Genomic DNA, 18,941 nt, shown 5'->3' on the forward strand with positions numbered 1-18,941 from the left:
GATCAGCCCCGCACCGCGCTCAGGAGGGAATCGAAGATGGTGTTCGCCGCATTGATGACCTGCGCCGCCGCTGCGTAAGACTGCTGGAAGCGCAGGAGGTTGGCCGCTTCTTCGTCCATGTTCACTCCGGATAGGCTCTGCTGCGCTGCCGTGGCCTGGTCGAGGATGCTCTGCTGTGCGTCGAGCGCCGTGTTCGCCTGCGCGCCCGCCGTGCCCACCTGGGCGATCAGCTGGCTATAGGACTTGCCCACCGTGGTGACGCCGTTGTCGAGCACGCCCTTGTTGGCGACGTCCGCCAGGGCGAGCGCGTTCCCGTTGTCACCGCTGGCCGATCCGGCCGGCTTCACGCTGAAGGTATCGTTAGCGGCAGGCACGCCGGAAAGCTTGAGCGTCCAGCCGTTGCCCGTGATAGTGTCGCCATCCGCGTAGGTCTGCGGCGGACCGCCGTTGACCTGGTAGGTCGTGGGCGAGGTGAAAACGATGTTGACCGGCGTATTGAAGGCCGGGTCGGCTGGGTCGGTGACGGTCAGGTTGCCGAGGGTGCCCTTGCCGGTGTTCGAAGCGCCCTTGCTGGCCGCCAGCGGGCCGGAGGCCGCGATCTTGTTGGTGTCGCTGATCGCCACGCTGAGGCTCGACGCCGCGTTGCGCGTGGGCTGGATCTGGAAGCTGTCGCCGGCCTGGGGGGTGCCCGAGGGCACCGTGATGGCAAGGCCGTCGATGACGATGGGATCCGCCGCCGTGCCGGTACCGCTCGAGGGAACCACGACACCGCCGGTGGTCGTGACCGACCAGTTCGTGCCGTCGAAACGCATGATGTAGTCGGACGACCCGAGCTTGCCTACGTCGGTGACTTTCGCCACGACCTGCGCATTGCCCTGGTTGGCCGTGTTGTTGAAGACCGCAGGGTCCCCGATGCTGAAGAAGTTGCCGCCCGCATCGCCATTGAGGTCGATGCCCTGCGCGTGCTGCTTGTTGAATGCGTCGGACAGCGCGATGGCGGCACGGCCCAGCTGGTTGCGCGCGGGATCGAGCACGTTGCTGCGGAAGTCGAACGTGGCGCCAAGGGAGCCGGAGCCCAGTTGGTTGCTGATGACCGAACCGGTGGGCCCGACGATCTCGAGGCGGGAACTGTCGTAGGGATTGTTTGCCGTAGCGATCTTGGTGGAATCGGTGCCGTTCACCAACGGCAGACCGTTGCCGACCGATACGGTGACCATGTTGTCGCTGCCCTGCGACACGTTCACGCCCACGATCTGCGACAGCTGCGAGATGGCCTGGTCGCGCGCGTCGAGCAGGTCGTTGGGTGCGGCTCCGCCGATGGATGCCCGTGCGATCTGGCCGTTCAGGTCGGCGATGCTCTTCGCCAGGCTGTTGATGCTGTCGACCGAGTTGCTGATTTCCTGGTTGGTCTGCTGGTCGATCTGCTGGAACTGCGACGACAGCGAGCGGAAGGTGGAGACCAGCGAGTTGGCCTTGCCGAGCAGCGCCTGCCGGCTGGCCGTGTCGACCGGCGCGTTCGCCACGTCGCTCACCGCGCCGAAGAAGCCGTCGAGTGCCGTCTGCAGGTTGGCCGAACCGCTGACCGCGTTGTTCGCCGCGGCAGTGAGGCCTGCGTACTGCAAGGCCCGGCTCTGGCCGGAATTGGCCGACCATACCGATTGCGTGAGGAACTGGCTGTAGGCCCGCTGGACACTGGTCGCATCGGCGCCCTGGCCGACGTAATAGCCGCCGCTGAACTGTGGCGTGCGCGCGTTGAAGTTCGTGATCTGCCGCGTATAGCCCGCGGTGTTAACGTTGCTGATGTTGTGGCCCACGGTCGCCAGGCCTACCTGCGAGGCAAGCAGTCCGGAGATTCCGGTGGAAAGCAGATCGGCCATCGTCGTATTCCCTTCTAATCCCTGGTCGGCTCGCGGGTCACAGTTCCGCGGCGATGTGCTTCAGCGCAGCGAGCGCCTGCTTCATCACCGGGCCGTTGGCGATATCGGTGAGCTTGCGCGCGTAGCCCGGGTCGGTGGCGTAGCCACCCTTGACCAGCTCGTGCGCGAAGCCAGCCACATCGTCGCCGCGGCCCACGGCACCCGCGTAGCGGGGGGCTGCTGGAAACCATGTCGGCATAGTCTTTGAACGAGTCGGACGGCGAGTCATAGGCGCGGAAGCTGTCCTTGCGCCGCACAGCCACGCCGTCTTCGTATTCGATGGTCGGCACGTTGACGCGCTTGCCGTCCCAGCTGCTGCCGGCCTTGATGCCAAACATGTTGAAACTGGTGGTATGGCCCTGCGCAGGCATGTGTTTGCCCCAGCCCGTTTCGAGGGCCGCCTGCGCCAGCAGCGCACGCACGGAAACGCCCAGCTTCTTCGCCGCCTCGATGGCGTGCGGCGCAAGCTTCTGGACGAATTCCTCGGGGCTGGATACCGACAACTTGCCGACCGCACCCGCGACGGCATCCGCGCCCTCGCCCACGGCCCGACCGGCGCTGCCGAGCATGCGCTCAAGGGAATCCATGAGGCCGCTCTGCTGGTCCGACGGCGAGGACACCGCGGCGACGGTACTCGCATCGCCCGTGACGTCGGCGAAAGGGTCGTTCGAGGCCGGGTCCTTTGCCGGACTGCCGCCGAGCTGCCGGATGAGCATGTCGGCGATACCGATGCCCCTGCCCTGCGACAGGGTCAGCGAAAGCTGGTGGTCGAACATGTCGCGATACGCATTGCCCGCCTGCGAACCCATGATGTCGTCGCCCAGCGCCGAACTGGCATCACGCATGGACTTCAGCATCATCTGGGTGAAGATCGATTCGAACTGCGTGGCGACGGTCGGCAGAGCTGCCTTCGAGTCCTTCTGCGCAGCCGCACGCAGGCCGGCGAACGCGGACATGTCCGTGTAGGTGCCGAGCCTCTGGGTGTCGACCGGCGCGGCCATGTCAGATCACCACCAGCTCGGCGTGCAGCGCACCGGATTCTTTCAGCGCCTGCAGGATCGAGATGAGGTCGCTCGGCGAAGCGCCGACCTGGTTCACGGCGCGCACGATGGCGTCCAGGCTGGTGCCCGGGCCGAACTTGAACATGTGGCCGCCTTCCTCGCTCACCGCCACCTGGCTGTTGGGCACGATAGCGGTCTGCCCACGACTGAACGGACCCGGCTGGCTTACCTGGGGCTGCTCGCTGATGGTGACCTGGATGGCGCCGTGCGCCACCGCGGCAGCGCCGACCTTCACGTCGGAACCGATCACCACCGTGCCGGTGCGCGAGTTCACGATGATCCGCGCCGGCGCATCGCCCGGAGTGACTTCAAGCGCCTGGATCGTGGAAAGCCACGACACGCGCTGCGACGGGTCCAGCGGCGCGCGAACGGCCACCGAGGCGGAATCGACCGCATTTGCCGTACCGGCGCCGAATGACTGGTTCACCGCCTGCGCGATGCGTGCGGCGGTGGTGAAGTCGGCCGTGTTGAGGTTGAGCATGATGTCACCGCCCTTGTCGAAGGACGACGCCACGCTGCGCTCGATGCTGGCGCCGCCGGGAATCCGGCCGCTGGCGGAGATGTTCACCTGTACGCTGGAACCGCTCCTACCCTGCGCGCTCACGCCGCCCACGACCACGCTACCCTGCGCGATGGCATAGACCTGGCCGTCGGCGCCCTTCAGCGGCGACATCAGCAGCTCGCCGCCGCGGATGCTCTTGGCGTTGCCGATCGAGGCGACGGTCACGTCGATGCGCTGCCCGGGCTTCGCGAACGGCGGCAATTCGGCCGTGATCGTCACCGCCGCGGCATTCTTCAGCTGCGGACGCACGTTGGGCGGCACGTTCACGCCGAACTGCTGGAGCATGTTCTCCAGGCTCTGCGTGGTGAACGGCGACTGGCTGGTCTGGTCGCCGCTGCCGTCCAGACCGACCACCAGTCCGTAGCCGATCAGCTGGTTGCTGCGCACGCCGCCGACCTGCACGAGGTCGCGGATGCGGTCGGCATGCGCGGGCAGGATGGCGCCGAGCGCCAGCACGGCGACGGAGACCTTCAGGATGCGACGGAGCGAACGGAGGAGGTTCATCAGAACGGCATCCACTTCGAGTCGAAGAAGCGCGACAGCCAGCCACGGGTGTTGGAATCCGCCAGCGTGCCTTTCCCCACGTACTCGATGCGCGCGTCGGCCACACGGCTGGACGGCACGATGTTGTCGTTGCCGATGTCCTGCGGGCGGACGATGCCGGAGATGCGCACCAGTTCCTCGCCCTGGTTGATGGTGAGCCACTTCTCGCCGCGCACCACCAGCGCGCCATTGGACAGGCGCTGTGCCACCGTGACCGTGATCTCGCCGGTGAGCTGGTTACTCTGGCTGGACGAACCGTCGCCGTCGAAGGCGTTGTTGCTGGCCAGCGAGCTGTCGGCCGCCTTGCCGCCGATGCGCAGGCCCTGGCCGAGGAGGGTCGGCGACGAAATCGTGTTGCCGTTCTTCTTGCTGGTGCTCGTCGCCGCCTTCTTGCTGGCTTGCGTGGCCTCGACAAGGGTGATCGTCAGGATGTCGCCGATGCGGTGCGCGCGCGGATCGGCGAACAGTTCCATCGATTGCTGGTCGGCATAGATGGAACCGGTCGCCTGCGGCTGCGCGGGCGGCTCGACCGGCAGCGTGGCCGTATACATCGGTTTCGGTGTGGGCGGCACCATGGCGCAGCCGCCGAGGACGAGGAGCGGCAGCGCGGCGACGATGAGGCGGACAGAGAGACGGTTCATGGGTGCTCTCAGGTCTTGTTGGAGATGAACTGCAGCATCTGGTCGGCTGCCGAGATGGCCTTCGAATTCATTTCGTAGGCGCGCTGCGTCTCGATCATGTTCACCATTTCCTCGACGACGTTGACGTTCGAGGTTTCGAGGGAGTTCTGCTCGACGGTGCCGAGGCCGTTGAGGCCGGCCGTGCCGGTCTGCGGCGCACCGCTGGCGGCCGTCTCCAGGTACATGTTGTCGCCGCGCGGTTCGAGGCCCGCCGGGTTCACGAAGTCGGCGAGCTGGATGGTGCCGATCTGCTGCGAGGCGGGATTGGCCGCCGTGGTGACGCTGACCGTGCCGTCCTTGCCGATCGTGATGGTCTTCGCATTGGCGGGGATGGTGATGGCGGGCTCGATGGGATAGCCGTCGTTGGTGACGATCTGGCCGTCCTGGTCCTGCTTCAACGCGCCGTCGCGCGTGTAGCCCACGGTGCCGTCGGGCATGGTCACCTGGAGGAAGCCGCGGCCTTCGATGCGTACGTCCAGCGGGTTGCCCGTCTGCTGCACGCCGCCGTCGTCGAACATCTTCTGCGTGCCGACCACGCGCACGCCGGTGCCGATCATGAAACCGGTGGGCGACTGGGTCTGCTCCGTCGTCTGTGCGCCGGCCTGGCCACGGTTCTGGTAGGACAGGTCCTCGAACTCGGCGCGCGAACGCTTGAACGCGGTCGTGTTGGTGTTGGCCAGGTTGTTCGACACGACGTCCATGCGCGTCTGCTGCGCATCGAGGCCGGTCTTGGCGATCCAGAGGGACGTGAACATCGTTGACTCCTGCGCGCGGGCGCTTTACATGCCGGCGACGGAATTGCGTCGCACGACGGTGGTTATCCCACCTGTAGCAATTTCGATGCCGACTGGGCGTTTTCGTCGGCCGCCTTGATCGAACGGACCTGCATTTCGAACTCGCGCGAGAGCGAGATCATCTTCACCAGCACGTCCGACGGGTTGACGTTGCTCCCCTCGATCGCGCCGGAAACCAGCTTCACGCCCGCGTCGGCGGGGGCCTGGGTGCCGTCCCGCATGTGCATGAGGCCATCCGGCGCATAGGTGAGCTGGTCGTTGCCCGGGTTCACCAGCTTGATCCGGTCGGTGGTGGCAACGGTGGCCGGGGATTCGCCGAGCGGCACGACCGAGATCGTGCCGTCCGCGCCGATCTTCACGCTGGATGCCTGCGGGATGGTGATGGGACCGCCGCCGCCAAGCACGGCGTTGCCCTTCGCATCCGTCAACAAACCGTCGGCATCGATGCGCAGGTTGCCGGCACGCGTATAGCCTTCCGTGCCGTCCGGGGTCTGCACCGCGATCCAGCCGTCGCCCTGCACCGCCACGTCGAGGTCGTTGCCGGTTTCCATCTGGTTGCCGGCGGTGGTGTCCCAGCCCGTGCCCTGGGCCACGCCGTTGATCCGCGTCTGCAGTCCGTCGCCCTGCACGGGCAGGCTCTGGAACGCCGACAGCTCCGCCTTGAAGCCGGCGGTGTTGGCGTTGGCCAGGTTGTGGGCCACCTCGGCCTGTGCACGCATGATCTGCGTGGCACCGGTCATCGCGACGTATACGGAGCGGTCCATGGCGGGCTCGCTTAGTTGCGGATATTGATGATGGTCTGGGTCAGCTTGTCGTCGGTCGAGATGACCTGGGCGTTCGCCTGGTAGTTGCGCTGCGCCTTGATCATGTTGACCAGCTGGGCGGTCAGGTCGGCCGTGTTCGAGGCCTCGAGCTGGCCTGCCTGCACCGTGCCGACGTCGCCCGAGTTGGCCACGCCGCGGATCGGCTGGCCGGATTCCGACGACGGCACCCAGTTGGTGTCGTTGAGCTGGCGCAGGCCCTGGTTGTTCGCGAAGGTGGCGATCGCAAGCTGGCCGAGCGGCGTGGACACCCCGTTGGAATAGATGGCCGAGACGGTGCCGTCCTTCGCCACGTCGATCTTCGAGAACTTTCCGGCGGCATAGCCGTCGGTCGGGGCCGCCGTGGTGGCGTAGTTGTCACCGAACTGGGTGACCTTGGTGACATCGACCGCGACGTTCATCGGATCGGCGCCCGGATTGGGCGACACCGCGCCGAAGGTGAGCTGGCCGTTGGCCGGCGTGACGATCGCGCCGCCCGAGCTGAACGCGATCGGCTGCGCCGTGCCGACCTGCGTGCCGTCCACGGTCATGTACGCGTTCCACGTGTTCGGATTGGTCGCGTCCTTCACGTAGTAGACGTTGGTGGTATGCGTGGCGCCCAGCGAGTCGTAGGACTGGAAGGTGGACAGGTAGTTGTAGGTCTTGTCGTTGGCCGGATCGAACGCGCCGCCGGTCGGCGCCGTGGCGCTGGCGGAGAGGTTGGCGGTGAGCGAGACCTTGGTGCTGGCCTTCGCCGGGCTGGAGCCGCTGGTGATCTTGAGGTCGGTGAGCGCACTGATGTCGAAGCCGCCCGCCGCCGACGGCGGATAGGCCTGCACGAACTGTCCGGTGGCCGTGACGATGTTGCCTTCGTCGTCCGGATGGAAGTTGCCGGCGCGCGTATACGAATAACCGGCGCCGTCGCGGATGGTGAAGAAGCCCGCGCCGCTGAGGCCGAAGTCGTACGAGTTGCCGGTCTGGGTGAGGTTGCCGTCGCTGAACTGCTGGGCGATGTTGGTCAGGCGCACGCCACTGCCCGCGGCGTTGGCGGAAAGGTTTTCGCCGGCCACCGAATAGACCTGAGAGAACTCGGCGCGCGAGCCCTTGAAGCCTACGGTGTTGACGTTGGCGATGTTGTTCGCGGTGACTTCCAGGTCGGAAGACGCCGCGTTGATGCCGCTGAGGGCGATTTCGAAAGGCATGGTGGGTTTCCTCGCTGGACTTACAGGATTTGCGCGATCTGGCTGAGCAGGGCGCCGCCGTAGCCGGCCACCTGCAGGTATGTACCGTCGGTGCCCGAGGCACCCACGCCTTCCACCTTGCCGCGAACGAAGGTGTCGATCGCGGTTCCGCCGGAAGTAGCGGAGATCTGGTAAACGCCGTCGTTCAACTGCGTGCCGTCGTCGGACTTGCCGTCCCAGGAGAACTTGACGAGGCCGGCGTCGGGCTGGCCGAGAGCGATGGTGCGGACCACGTTGCCGGCCTGGTCCTTGACCTGCACGTTGACGTAGGTGCCCGAACTGCCGACGTTCACGGCGCCGTTGAGCGTACCGTCGGTGAGCTTGCCTGCCGTGGACGGCACCAGCACCTCCTGGCCGACCAGCGATGCGGCGCGCACGAACTGGTCGCCGCTGAGGTTGGTCGCGAGCGAATCGAACGACTGCTGCAGTTCCTGGGTGGCGGCCACCTGCGAGAACTGCGCCATCTGGGCCACCATCTGCGTGGAGTCCATCGGCTTGGTCGGGTCCTGGTTGGTCATTTGCGTGACCATGAGCTTCAGGAAATCGGACTGGCTCAAGGTCTGCTGCTGCAGCTGGCTCGACGAGGATTGCTGTGGCGAGGGGTTGCCGGTTACGGAGTCGACTGCCATGGATGGGGCCCTTACTTGCCGAGGTCCAGCGTCTTCTGCATGAGCGTCTTTGCGCTGTTCATGACTTCGACGTTGTTCTGGTAGGAGCGCGACGCGGAGATCATGTTGACCAGTTCGTCGACCGGATTGACGTTGCTCGAGTACACGTAGCCATTGGCGTCCGCGAGCGGATTGGAAGGCTCGTAGCGCGACTGGATGGGCGCCTGGCTTTCCGTGACGCCCAGCGTGCGCACGCCGGCGTTTTCCATTTCGCCGTTGACCTGCTGCTGCACGGCGGAAAAGAGCGGCTGCTTCGCGTGGTAAGCCGCGGCTTCGCTGCTGGCGAGGCTGTCGGCGTTGGCCATGTTGCTGGCGGTGGTGTTGAGGCGGGCGGACTGCGCGGCCATGCCGGACCCGGCGACGTCGAAAATCCTGAGCAGGCTCATGAGGCGGACCCGGTGATGGCCAGGCGCATGGTGTGGATCTGGCCGTTGATGAAGCCAAGCGAAGCCTGGTAGTGGATGGCGTTCGCGGCGAACTGGGCCTGTTCGACCTGGGTGTCGACCGTGTTGCCGTCCATCGTCGGCTGGGTTTCCGCCCGGTAGGCGAGCTTGCCGGCATCGGCCAAGGCGACCGCGGGGTTGCCACCGATGTGGCCCGGCTCGGTGGCAGTCATCGGCAGCGCGTTGCCTTCCACCGCACCGGTGGCGGCCTGCATGGCCTTGCGGAAATCGAGGTCGCGGGCGAGGAAGCCCGGAGTGTCGGCATTGGCGAGGTTAGAGGAAATTACCTCGGCACGGCGCTGCCACAGGCCGAGGGCCTGCGCATGGACGCCGAACAACGCATCGGGTTTGTCGATCATGGGCGCTGCCCCCTCGTGACTTGGCAAGGGAGCTCGAGCAATTCGCGTGCCATGGCTGCGGCGAGGGCATAAAACGGCGCCGTGGCGCGGTCTCGGACGGTTCGCGGCAGCCAGGCGACGGAAATCCGACGCACTTCCGGGTCACGAAACGACGGAGAACCGCCGTTCGTCACATCCTGTGGGATCTGGCTTTGAACCTTGTGGGAGCCGGGCTATGCCGGCGATCCCGCGGCAGCGGGCAAGCTAGCCGCGAGCACCCATCGCCGATGAATCGGCTCCCATACTGTTCTGCCGCTGGCGGGAGGACCCGGATCAGGCTGGCAGGAGGTCCAGGACGGCGGTCGCCAGCACATCCGGCTGGAACTTCGCGATGAAACGGTCCGCCCCGACGCGGGCTACCATCGCCTCATTGAACACGCCGCTCAGGGAGCTGTGCAGCAGGACCTTGAGATGGCGCAGCTGCGCGTCTTCGCGGATGGCGCGGGTAAGCGCGTAACCGTCCATCAGTGGCATCTCGATGTCGGAAACCACGAGCGCTACCCGGTCTTCGGCAGGCCCCATCGTCAGCGTACGGAGGAGGTCGAGGCCCTCGCTGCCGTCCTTCGCCACGATGCATTCCAGGTCCAGCTTGCGGAACAGGTCGACCAGCTGGGTGCGCGCCACCATGGAGTCATCCACCACCAGCAGCCGCCGGTTGCCGGCCTGCTGCACATGGGCCGCCTGCTGCACGCGGTCGGAAACCTCCACGGCCCGCGGATCGACACTGGCCAGCACCTGCTCCACGTCGACGATTGCGAGCAGTTCGCCGTCGAGCCGCGTCACCGCATTCACCCGCGCTCCATAACCCAGGGCCGAAGGCGGTGCCGCCATCTGCGCGCCGTCCACATGCACGATGCGATCCACATCTGAGACGAGGAACCCCTGCACCGAGCGATTGAACTCGGTGACGATGAGGTGCGCGGTGTCCACGCTCGCCAGCGGCGGGTAGCCCATGGCGGCGGCGAGGTCGATTACCGGAATGGTATTGCCCCGGTAGTCGAAACTGCCCGAGACCAGCGCGTGCATGCTCGGCATCCGCTCCAGCGGCGGCCGGCGCAGCACTTCGCGCACCTTGAACACGTTGATGCCGAAGGCCTGGCGATCGCCCAGGCGGAACAGCAGCATCGCCACCCGGTTGTGGCCGGCCAGGCGGGTGAAGGTATCCACGGTATCGAGGAGCGGTCGGGCCATGGGCTGCGTGCATTTCTGGAAGTGTCGCGACCCGTATCGGCCGCATGCACGGTTTCTGTAGGAGCGCGCCTGCGCGCGACATCATTTGAGGCCGTGAGCCGCAGGCCCTGCTGCTCCTGGCGAAAAGATGTCGCGCGCAAGGCGCGCTCCTACAACGGCTGGCATGTGGATTGCATGACTCAAGAAAAGCTGGCTCCGACCGATCTATCAAGCCGACCATCCGTAGAGCGAAAGCGAAATCATGACCCTCCTCTGGAGCCAGCACGTCCGCCTCCTCGCCCATGCCGCCGCCAGCGGCGACGCGGCGCGTGTCCGCACGTTGGCCGCGCAGTATCCGGCCGCCGCCAGCGCGCTCGGCGCGCTGCTCAAGCCCGCGGAGCCGCGTGCCGTGGCGGCCACGACGATCCAGGCCATCGAGCAGCAGGGCATGGCGCTGGCCACCAGCCAGGCGCTCGGCAGCACCCTCCTCGAACTCGGCACCGCCGTCGAAGGCGCGCGCGATACCGCCGGGCGTTTGACGGAAGCCAGCGCCAGGATTTCGACGGCGCTCGATCAGGCCCACGCCGGGGTCGCCGGCATGGCCGACGCCGGCAACCAGGGCCAGGCAACGACGGCCGAGCTCGACGGCCAGCTGCGCCTCCTGCGCAGCGCCCTCTCTGGCATGAGCCGCAATCACGCCAAGTTCTCCGAATACTTCACGGCCATCCGCAAGCTCACCGCCACCGTGCAGGACATCGCCCACCAGACCAACCTCGTGGCGCTCAACGCCGCGATCGAGGCCGCGCGTGCCGGCGAAGCCGGGCGCGGGTTCGCCGTGGTGGCCGACGAAGTGAAGCAGCTGGCCGAGAAGACCACCCAGGCCACCGCCGAGATCGACGAGGTCACCCAGGCCGTGGGCGAGTTCTCAGGTCACCTCGACGATGCCGTGCAGACCAGCCTCCGCCGCCTGGATCAGTCGCAGTCCGGCATCGCGGGCATGCAGACCTCGCTCGGCCGCGTGGACGACGCCGTGCGTGTCGCGCGCGGCAGCCTCGAGGCGGCACGCGAGGGCGTGGGCGCTTTGCAGGGACGCGTTGCAGCCATCCAGGCCACCCAGGCCACGCTCGGTCGCGTCAGCAACGAGGCGCGCCGCCAGGCCGACGCTTCGGCGCGCGCGGTGGTGCTCGCGCACCGCCTTGGCCTCGCCCGCCTCGAAACCGAGGGCAACCTCGATGCCGCCAGTCTCAGCCAGATGATCCGCGAAGCCAGTCAGGGGCTGCGCTACGCCCTCGAGCTCGCCTCGCGCGATCCCTCCAGCCTCGACCGCCGCTGGCTCGACACCACGCCGATGATGCGTTGCATCGACCAGCTGCGGGCCCTGCGCCCGGACGGCTCTGCCGATGCCGTGCGCGAGGCCGGCGAACGCTTCTCGTCCCTCGCCTCGCAGTACGCCATCACCCTCGGCGAGGGCCGGCACGCGGACGCGAGCCACATGCTCCCGGGCCTCACCCGCGAGCTGGACGCCATCACGCAAGGCCTTTCCGCTTCCCTGTCAGAGCGCGCCGCGTGAATCCGCCGAGTCGCCTGGCGCCGACATGTAGGAGCGCGCCCTGCGCGCGACCGCTTTTCGCCTCTGTCACCGGGCTGGCGCGCCAGCTCCGGCAACCGGCCGCAAAACATGTCGCGCGCAGGGCGCGCTCCTACATAGGCTTTGTGCTGTTCCTCAGCTCCCTTCCCGCAGCGGCCACGCAGTCGCTCGAGGCCGTGCGTGCGACGGCGGTGGACTGGCTCCAGCAACACCGCACCCTCCCGGGTGCGCGCATGACGGCCGAGGCCGCTCCGCTGGACAGCCGCTTGCAACTGGCCGACTGCGCGGCACCCCTGGAAGCCTCGATGCCCGGGAACCGCCGCCTCACCGCGCGGGTCAGCGTCAGCGTCCATTGCCCGGTGAGCGGGGGATGGACAGTGCGCGTGCCGGTCAAGCTGAAAATGTTCACCAACGTACTGGTCACCAGCCGCCCGCTCGCGCGCGGCGACGGCATCGGCGCGGCTGACGTCCACATCGAAGAACGCGACGTCGCCGGCCTCGCCTATGGCTACGTGGCTGCGCTGAACCAGGTGGATGGCCGCTCGCTCGCCCGCCCGCTCAACGCAGGCACCGTGCTCACCCCCGGGATGCTCGCCGGCCGCCAGGCCGTGCGCAACGGCGACGCCGTGAGCATGGAAGCCAGCGTGGAAGGCGTCACCATCCACGCCGACGGCGTAGCCATGGGCGCCGGTGACACCGGCTCGAGGATCAAGGTGCGCAACGCGTCGTCGGGCAAGGTGCTCGACGCCATCGTCAGCGGACCGGGCACGGTCGCCGTGCTGCCATGAACGAAACCCGACTCCTGTCACATTACGCGGCCTAGGGCCGGTTAAAGTTCGCCGGCGGACCGCCGATACAGGGTCTGACGGAACAAAGCTCCGAGGGATATACCCATGACGAACACCATCAAACCCGGTCTCCAGGCGCCGCAGCCCCAGGTCCAGCTGCGCACCCAGAACCCCGCCGCCGGCTCGGCCGGTTCCGCGCAGGGCGCGGGCACGGTGCGTCCCAGCGACGACAGCGTCAAGCTCACCGACTCGGCCAAGGCGCTCGACGCCGCCAGCCGTGGCGAGGGCATCGACACGAAGCGCGTGGAAGAAATCCGTTCCCGCCTCGCCGACGGCACCTACAAGCCCGACGCCCAGGCCATCGCGAGCAAGTTCCTTGCGATGGAAGGCCAGATCGGTGGCGGCAAGGCATGAGCCAGCCGCTCGGCCCGGACTTCGACACGGCCCTCGCGGCCGTCATGGGCGAACTCGCCGTTGAGGCCGACGCCCTGCACGCCAGCCTGGTCGAAGAGCGCATGGCGCTCGACCAGGGCGATGTCGAGGCGTTGGAAGCCGCAGGACGGACCAAGGGCGGCCTGCTCGACCGTATCGAAAAACTCGAGGTCGAGCGCCGGCAGCTCAGCGAAGCCGCCGGCACCGACACCTTCGTCGACCCGCGCTGGGCGTCCACGGTCGACCGCCTGCGCGAGTGCAGGAACCTCAACGAGGTGAACGGCCGCATCATCAGTCAGCGAATGAGCCACGTACGCCAGGCCCTGGCGGTACTTTCCGGGGAAGCTCCAGGGGGCGCTACGTACGGTCCCAAGGGTGTGGCGGAAGTGAAGCTCCGTTCCGCGACGCTTGCACAGGTTTGACCGTCGCGAAACGGCGACACTCACGATTCCATCCAGACGTGCAAGAAGAAGGCAATGGCAGTAACCCAGCTGACCGCGGTGAATGACGACGGCATCCTCCCCATCGTCCGCGTGCCGATCCTGGACAGGAAGCAATCGCTCTTCGCGTACGAACTGCTGTTTCCGCGACCGATCGGCAGCGACATCGACGCCGCCTCGCTTGCGCATACGCAGGCCACGCTGAGCGCCATCGCCGACGGCAGCCTCAAGCGCCTGGTGCGCGACAACCGCGCGTTCCTGCACATGTCGCGCGGCCTGCTCCTGGAGCATGCCGACATCCTGCGTCATAACGCGCGCCTCGGCGCGAGCATCAGCGCCGACGTCGGTACCGACGAGCAGCTGCTCGAGAAGCTGCGCGAGCTGAAAGGCCATGGTTGCCTGTTCATGCTCGAGGATTTCAATCTTCCCGCCGACCCGGAACACCGGGCCGGGGTGGATGCGTTGCTGCGCATCGTGCAGTTCGCCAAGGTAGCCGTGGACCATCGCCACCCGCTCGCGGCGCGCGCGCACATGGACTACGTCCACGCATTCGGGGTCAAGGTCATCGTCACCGGTGTAGACACGCACGAAACCTTCGTGGACTACGCCGAGCAGGAGGTCGACGGCTTCCAGGGCAAGTACCTGCTCCGCCCGGAGCGCGTGGACATGCCGCGCCTCACCCCGAGCAAACTCGGCGTGCTGCGTCTCATGGGCGCACTGCAGGATCCGGAAAACGGCCCTGTCGAACTCGGCAAGATCATCCGCGACGACGCCATCCTCAGCTACAAGCTGCTGGGTTGCGTGAACTCCGCTTACTTCGCCCTGCCCCGCCAGCTGAAATCGGTGGAGCAGGCGGCGGTGTTCTTCGGCGTCAACCGCATGCGCAACTGGATCTTCACCATGGCCGTGTCGGGCATGGACGAGCGTCCGCCGGAGCTTCTGCGCCTTGCGCTCATCCGCGCGCACATGTGCGAGAAGCTCGCCCGTGCGGTGAAGCCCGAGCTGCAGGAAATGGCGTTCACCGCGGGCTTGTTCTCGCTGCTCGACACGCTGATGAACGTATCGATGGCCTATGTGCTGGAGCACCTTCCGCTGGCCATCGAGATCCGCGAAGCGCTGCTCGAGGGTACCGGGCCGTTCGCTCCGATCCTCGACCAGATCCGCCACTGGGAACAGGGCGAACTGGAAAGCGATTCGGCGTTGCGCGAACAGCACGTGGCGGCGATGGCCACGATCTATGTGGAAGCGGCCAACTGGGCCGACCACGTCTACTCCTTCGCCGACGGCACCGCGTCGGCGTAGGAGCGCGCCAGCGCGCGACAGCTTTTCGCGAGACGGCGACAGGGCCTGTTGCTTACGGCCTCAACGACAGGGCCTGTTGCTCACGGCCTCAAAAGATGTCGCGCGCGAGGCGCGCTCCTACATGGTGCTGCGCTGCTGGACGCGCCAGATCGCCAGTCCGGCGCCGAGCACGGCGAAAAGCAGCCACACGCTCGCCGACATCGCATCGCCGGCGAGCCACATCACGCCCGCCACCGCCGGGACCACCACCGCACCGATGCCGATGGCGAAAAGCGGATCGCGCTGCAACCGGCTGGTCATGGCGAGGAACCACGCACCAAGGACGGCGAGCAGGAAGGCCCCTGCGCGCGCGAGCAGCACCGCCTGGGGCGGCTCGGGCAAGGCGGGCAATACGTCGAGCAGCGTGCGCTCGCCGACCTGCACGTCGAAACCGTTGCCGCCGTCGCGTTCGGCCGCCGGCACCAGCGTGTCGCCGTCGATGCGGGCCAGTACCGTCATCGACTGGAGGGGTACCGCTTCCCAGCTGACCCGAAGGTCGCCCAGCCGCGGATTGGCCGGCTTAGCGCTGGTGACCAGGGCATCGCCGTAACGCTGGAACGTGGCGGCGAGGTTCGAGGGCAATGCCTTCTCGTCGGGCGGCACGGTGACGCGCCCCGGAAAGGCACGCAGAATGGGCTCGGACAGCTTGAAGTTGCCCAGCTTCACTTCACCGGCCTCGAACTGCCGTCCCTGGATCGGGAAGGCACCCGGATTCACATGACCGGCGGGCTTGGCGAAGTCCGAGGCGTCCACGGGACGGTCGACCCAGTCGAGCTCGTAATGGGTGACCCCGCCCACGGTGATTTCGCGCCACTGGAACATCTCCACATGGCGGATGAGGACCGGCGCGTTCGCGCGTACGTTGAATTCGGCATCTTTTGGCGCATCGACGATCTTCGGCATGCCGCTGACCCGTGTCAGCGCGCCGTACTGCCCTGCCATGGGACGTCCGGCCGCGCCGAGGTCGAGCACCGGCCGCCCGTGGCGCGCGAGCGCGGCCGTGTAATCCATCACCCGGCGTTCGTTCCAGGCGATCAGACCCAGGCCGGCGAGCAGCAGTGCCGCTCCGGCCAGACGGGCGCTCCAGGCGGCCCCGGCATGTTCCACCTTGTATGTCATGCACTCACCCAGGCATCGACTCCAGCCAGCCGTTCAAGGATATCGGCAGCAACGTAGCGACCTTTACCGTCCCTCTCCACGCTGGCCACGGCGCAGCCATGGTCGTGGGTGAAGAACAGGCGGATGCCCCGGGCCAGCTTGTCGTCCAGGAACACCTTCTTCTCATCGATGACCTTCTCCGGCCAGCGGTCGTACCCCATCGTGACCGGCAGGTGCACCCAGGCGCGGCCCGGAATCAGATCGGCGCAGAAGGCCACGCCGCCCACCTCCGCGAGCATCAGCCCGGGCGTATGGCCTTCGGAGAATTCGAAGCGTACCGCGTCCCCCAGTGACGATGGCCTGCCTTCCTCCACCAGCTCCAGCCGCCCGCTCTCCTCGAGCAGGCGGACGATGTCCGGAATGAACGAGGCGCGGTCGCGCGGGTGCGGATCGCGTGCGCGCTGCCAGTGCGAAGCACCCACGATGTAGCGTGCGTTCGGGAAAAGGAGGCGCGCCGGCTGGCCCTCGGCCCATGGCGCGAGCAGTCCGCCGGCATGGTCGAAATGCAGGTGCGACAGCACCACCGCGTCGATGTTCTCGTGGCCCAGCCCCGCCTCCGCGAGCGAATCGAGCAGCACATGGCGTTCCTCGACCACGCCGAAACGCTCGCGCATGGCCGGGTCGAAGAAGGCACCGATGCCGGTTTCGAACAGCACGTTGCGTCCGTCCAGGCCGGTGACCAGCAGGCAGCGGCAGGCCAGCGGAATGCGGTTCTGCTCGTCCGGTTCGATCCAGCGCGACCACATGGCGCGCGGTGCGTTGCCGAACATGGCGCCGCCGTCGAGCCGCTGCGAGTTGCCGACCAGGGACCAGAGTTTCATGCCGCCAACCTCACTGCACCTTGCCGAGGCCCGACGGACGGCGCGGGTCGCTCGCTGCGTCGAGCTTGTTCGTCCGGTGGTCCCAGGTAACGACGTTCATGAAACCCCACGGCGAACGGTTGCGCAACACGTGGCCCATGTCGGTGAGCGCCTTGCTCGTGGCGTCGTCGAAGACGCCGGCTTCCACGTCCACGCGATCCGGCAGGTACTGGTGGTGGAAACGCTTCTGCGCGGTGATTTCAGACGCGTTCTTGCCGTCGACGAAGGCCAGGATGCCTTCCAGCACCTGGGTGATGATGGTGGAACCGCCCGGCGAGCCGATCACAGCCGTGCGGTCGGCGCCGAAGACGAAGCTCGGTGTCATCGAGGAAAGCATGCGCTTGCCCGGCTCGGGCGCATTGGCGAGCGCGCCGCGCAGGCCGAAGGCGTTCGGCTGGCCGGGCACCAGGGCGAAGTCGTCCATCTCGTCGTTGAGCACCACGCCGGTGTCCTTCGCCACGAAGGCGGAGCCGAATTCGAGGTTCACGGTGAGCGTGGAAGCGACCATGTTGCCGTCGGCGTCGATCACCGAGAAATGCGTGGTATGCATGCCCGGTTCCGCCGCCATCGCGGTCGGCAGCAGATCGGAAGGCGTGGCCTTGTCCGGGGAAATGGTCGCGCGCAGGCCGTCGGCGTAGTACTTCGACAGCAGCATGTCGAGCGGCATCTTCACGAAGTCCGGATCGCCGAGGTACTCGTTGTGGTCGCGGAACGCGCGGCGCATCGATTCGATGGTGAGGTGCGCGGCATGGGCGGCGTCGAGCCTGGTCAGGTCGAAGCCGGAAAGGATGTTGAGGATCTCGGCGATCGCCACGCCACCGGAAGACGGCGGCGGCGCGGTGACGATGCGATAGCCCTTGTAGTCCACGCTGAGCGGCTCGCGCTCCTTCACCTTGTAGGCCTCGAGATCCGCGACCGTCCAGTTGCCGCCCGCGCTACGCGAGGCCGAGACCAGCAGCTTTGCGGTGTCGCCCTTGTAGAAGCCGTCGGCGCCCTGCGCCGCGATGCGTTCGAGTGTCTTCGCCAGGTCCGGCTGGCGCAGTGTCCATCCTTCCGACGGCACCTTGCCGCCGGGCAGGTAGATGGCGGCGGATGCGGGGTAGCGTGAAAGCACGTCCTTGCGGTCTTCGATGGCTTCGAGGAAGCGCTTGTCCGGCTGGTACCCTTCCCTCGCGATGCGGATCGCCGGAGCGAGCGACACGGACAGAGGCAACTTGCCGTAGTGGGCAGCGATCCAGGCCAGTCCTGCCGGCTCGCCGGGAATGCCCGCGGAAAGCGGGCCATTGGTCGATACGTCGCGGTTCGGCTTGCCGTCCGTGCCGACATAGACCTTCATGTCCACTGCCTTCGGCGCCGTCTCGCGCGCGTCGACAAAGACATTCCGCCGATCGGAGGCCCGGTGCAGCAAGGCCATGAAGCCACCGCCGATGCCGGAACTCTGCTGCTCCACCACGGCGAGCGTGGAAGCTACCGCGATGGCGGCGTCGAATGCGTTGCCGCCCTTGCCCAATACCTCGAAACCGGCATTCGTGGCGAGGTAGTTGGCGCTCGCAATGGCCGCGTGACCGGGACCTTTCGAGGCGGCCGGCGCTTCGAGGGCCGCAACCTGGCCCGCGCCGATGACAAGGAAAAAGCTCGCGGCGAGCACGCGCCACGACGGAGCACGAAGCATGGGAATCTCTCCGATGGGGATATCGCTGCCGCTGAGATTAACCCATGACGCTCGTGGAAGCTTGACCGTTACGACGCTTTAGCCATCAGGTGCTCGTACTTGAGCATCAGCTGTTCGCGGGTCTCGACGTGATCCGGGTCGTGCGGGATGCATTCGACCGGACATACCTCGACGCATTGGGGGTTGTCGAAGTGGCCGACGCATTCGGTGCAGAGGTCGGGATCGATCACGTAGTACTGCTCGCCCAGCGAGATGGCCTTGTTCGGGCACACGGGCTCGCAGACGTCGCAATTGACGCAGGTGTCGAGGATCAGCAGGGACATGCGGGCATTTTACACCCTGGTGCGGAAAAAAAAGGGCGCCGTAAACCGGCGCCCCCTTCTCCG

20 protein-coding genes are annotated in these 18,941 nt (G+C 66.9%); 5 read left to right on the plus strand and 15 right to left on the minus strand.

The features are described 5' to 3' along the window. Nucleotides 1-2 precede the first annotated feature (2 nt). The 11 genes from flgK to ACR9ZH_RS05715 form a co-directional block, all read right to left on the minus strand. Nucleotides 3-1,877 (minus strand): flagellar hook-associated protein FlgK, encoded by a 1,875-nt coding sequence (gene flgK / locus ACR9ZH_RS05665; RefSeq protein ID WP_481289788.1) that lies wholly within the window; start codon nt 1,875-1,877, stop codon nt 3-5. A gap of 14 nt (nt 1,878-1,891) precedes the next feature. Next, on the minus strand, nt 1,892-2,917 hold the full coding sequence (gene flgJ / locus ACR9ZH_RS05670; protein WP_481289789.1) for a flagellar assembly peptidoglycan hydrolase FlgJ: 1,026 nt from the start codon (nt 2,915-2,917) through the stop codon (nt 1,892-1,894). 1 nt (nt 2,918) lies between these two features. Next, on the minus strand, nt 2,919-4,043 hold the full coding sequence (locus tag ACR9ZH_RS05675; protein ID WP_481289790.1) for a flagellar basal body P-ring protein FlgI: 1,125 nt from the start codon (nt 4,041-4,043) through the stop codon (nt 2,919-2,921). Next, nucleotides 4,043-4,723 carry a flagellar basal body L-ring protein FlgH gene (gene flgH, locus ACR9ZH_RS05680; RefSeq protein WP_481289791.1) on the minus strand — a complete coding sequence of 227 codons (681 nt, stop codon included), beginning with the start codon at nt 4,721-4,723 and terminating at the stop codon, nt 4,043-4,045. Before flgH ends, ACR9ZH_RS05675 begins: the two co-directional genes overlap by 1 nt. Before the next feature lie 8 nt (nt 4,724-4,731). Next, nucleotides 4,732-5,517 (minus strand): flagellar basal-body rod protein FlgG, encoded by a 786-nt coding sequence (gene flgG, locus ACR9ZH_RS05685; RefSeq protein ID WP_481289792.1) that lies wholly within the window; start codon nt 5,515-5,517, stop codon nt 4,732-4,734. A 62-nt stretch (nt 5,518-5,579) separates the two neighbouring features. Beyond that, a complete protein-coding gene (gene flgF / locus ACR9ZH_RS05690) occupies nt 5,580-6,320 on the minus strand; it encodes a flagellar basal-body rod protein FlgF (protein WP_481289793.1) in 741 nt (246 codons plus the stop codon). A gap of 11 nt (nt 6,321-6,331) precedes the next feature. Next, a complete protein-coding gene (gene flgE, locus ACR9ZH_RS05695) occupies nt 6,332-7,558 on the minus strand; it encodes a flagellar hook protein FlgE (RefSeq protein WP_481289794.1) in 1,227 nt (408 codons plus the stop codon). A gap of 20 nt (nt 7,559-7,578) precedes the next feature. Then, nucleotides 7,579-8,226, minus strand: a complete 648-nt coding sequence (locus ACR9ZH_RS05700) for a flagellar hook assembly protein FlgD (RefSeq protein WP_481289795.1) — start codon at nt 8,224-8,226, stop codon at nt 7,579-7,581. An 11-nt stretch (nt 8,227-8,237) separates the two neighbouring features. Continuing rightward, nucleotides 8,238-8,651: a flagellar basal body rod protein FlgC gene (gene flgC, locus ACR9ZH_RS05705; RefSeq protein WP_481289796.1), complete on the minus strand. Its 414-nt coding sequence runs from the start codon at nt 8,649-8,651 to the stop codon at nt 8,238-8,240. Then, nucleotides 8,648-9,067, minus strand: a complete 420-nt coding sequence (gene flgB, locus ACR9ZH_RS05710; RefSeq protein ID WP_481289797.1) for a flagellar basal body rod protein FlgB — start codon at nt 9,065-9,067, stop codon at nt 8,648-8,650. The genes flgC and flgB overlap by 4 nt, the downstream gene beginning before the upstream one ends. Nucleotides 9,068-9,379: 312 nt before the next feature. After that, nucleotides 9,380-10,297, minus strand: a complete 918-nt coding sequence (locus ACR9ZH_RS05715) for a chemotaxis protein (RefSeq protein WP_481289798.1) — start codon at nt 10,295-10,297, stop codon at nt 9,380-9,382. A gap of 241 nt (nt 10,298-10,538) precedes the next feature. Between ACR9ZH_RS05715 and ACR9ZH_RS05720 the strand changes: the two genes are divergently transcribed. The 5 genes from ACR9ZH_RS05720 to ACR9ZH_RS05740 all read left to right on the plus strand — a co-directional run bounded on the left by ACR9ZH_RS05720 (nt 10,539) and on the right by ACR9ZH_RS05740 (nt 14,826). After that, nucleotides 10,539-11,846 (plus strand): methyl-accepting chemotaxis protein, encoded by a 1,308-nt coding sequence (locus ACR9ZH_RS05720; protein WP_481289799.1) that lies wholly within the window; start codon nt 10,539-10,541, stop codon nt 11,844-11,846. A 143-nt stretch (nt 11,847-11,989) separates the two neighbouring features. Next, a complete protein-coding gene (flgA, locus tag ACR9ZH_RS05725) occupies nt 11,990-12,652 on the plus strand; it encodes a flagellar basal body P-ring formation chaperone FlgA (protein WP_481289800.1) in 663 nt (220 codons plus the stop codon). Nucleotides 12,653-12,757: 105 nt separating this feature from the next. Then, nucleotides 12,758-13,066: a flagellar biosynthesis anti-sigma factor FlgM gene (gene flgM / locus ACR9ZH_RS05730; RefSeq protein WP_481289801.1), complete on the plus strand. Its 309-nt coding sequence runs from the start codon at nt 12,758-12,760 to the stop codon at nt 13,064-13,066. Beyond that, nucleotides 13,063-13,506 (plus strand): flagella synthesis protein FlgN, encoded by a 444-nt coding sequence (locus tag ACR9ZH_RS05735; protein ID WP_481289802.1) that lies wholly within the window; start codon nt 13,063-13,065, stop codon nt 13,504-13,506. Before flgM ends, ACR9ZH_RS05735 begins: the two co-directional genes overlap by 4 nt. Before the next feature lie 54 nt (nt 13,507-13,560). Then, a complete protein-coding gene (locus ACR9ZH_RS05740; protein ID WP_481289803.1) occupies nt 13,561-14,826 on the plus strand; it encodes an EAL and HDOD domain-containing protein in 1,266 nt (421 codons plus the stop codon). 117 nt (nt 14,827-14,943) lie between these two features. On the opposite strand, the gene ACR9ZH_RS05745 is transcribed toward ACR9ZH_RS05740, so the two are convergent. From ACR9ZH_RS05745 to ACR9ZH_RS05760, 4 genes are all read right to left on the minus strand, one after another. Further along, on the minus strand, nt 14,944-15,984 hold the full coding sequence (locus tag ACR9ZH_RS05745; protein ID WP_481289804.1) for a TMEM43 family protein: 1,041 nt from the start codon (nt 15,982-15,984) through the stop codon (nt 14,944-14,946). After that, a complete protein-coding gene (locus tag ACR9ZH_RS05750) occupies nt 15,981-16,844 on the minus strand; it encodes an MBL fold metallo-hydrolase (RefSeq protein ID WP_481289805.1) in 864 nt (287 codons plus the stop codon). Before ACR9ZH_RS05750 ends, ACR9ZH_RS05745 begins: the two co-directional genes overlap by 4 nt. Before the next feature lie 10 nt (nt 16,845-16,854). Further along, complete coding sequence (ggt, locus tag ACR9ZH_RS05755; protein WP_481289806.1) at nt 16,855-18,555, minus strand: gamma-glutamyltransferase; 1,701 nt, start codon at nt 18,553-18,555, stop codon at nt 16,855-16,857. 68 nt (nt 18,556-18,623) lie between these two features. Next, nucleotides 18,624-18,878 (minus strand): YfhL family 4Fe-4S dicluster ferredoxin, encoded by a 255-nt coding sequence (locus tag ACR9ZH_RS05760; RefSeq protein WP_481289807.1) that lies wholly within the window; start codon nt 18,876-18,878, stop codon nt 18,624-18,626. Nucleotides 18,879-18,941 lie beyond the last annotated feature (63 nt).

This window comes from Luteibacter sp. SVR4-7G (genome assembly GCF_056755555.1).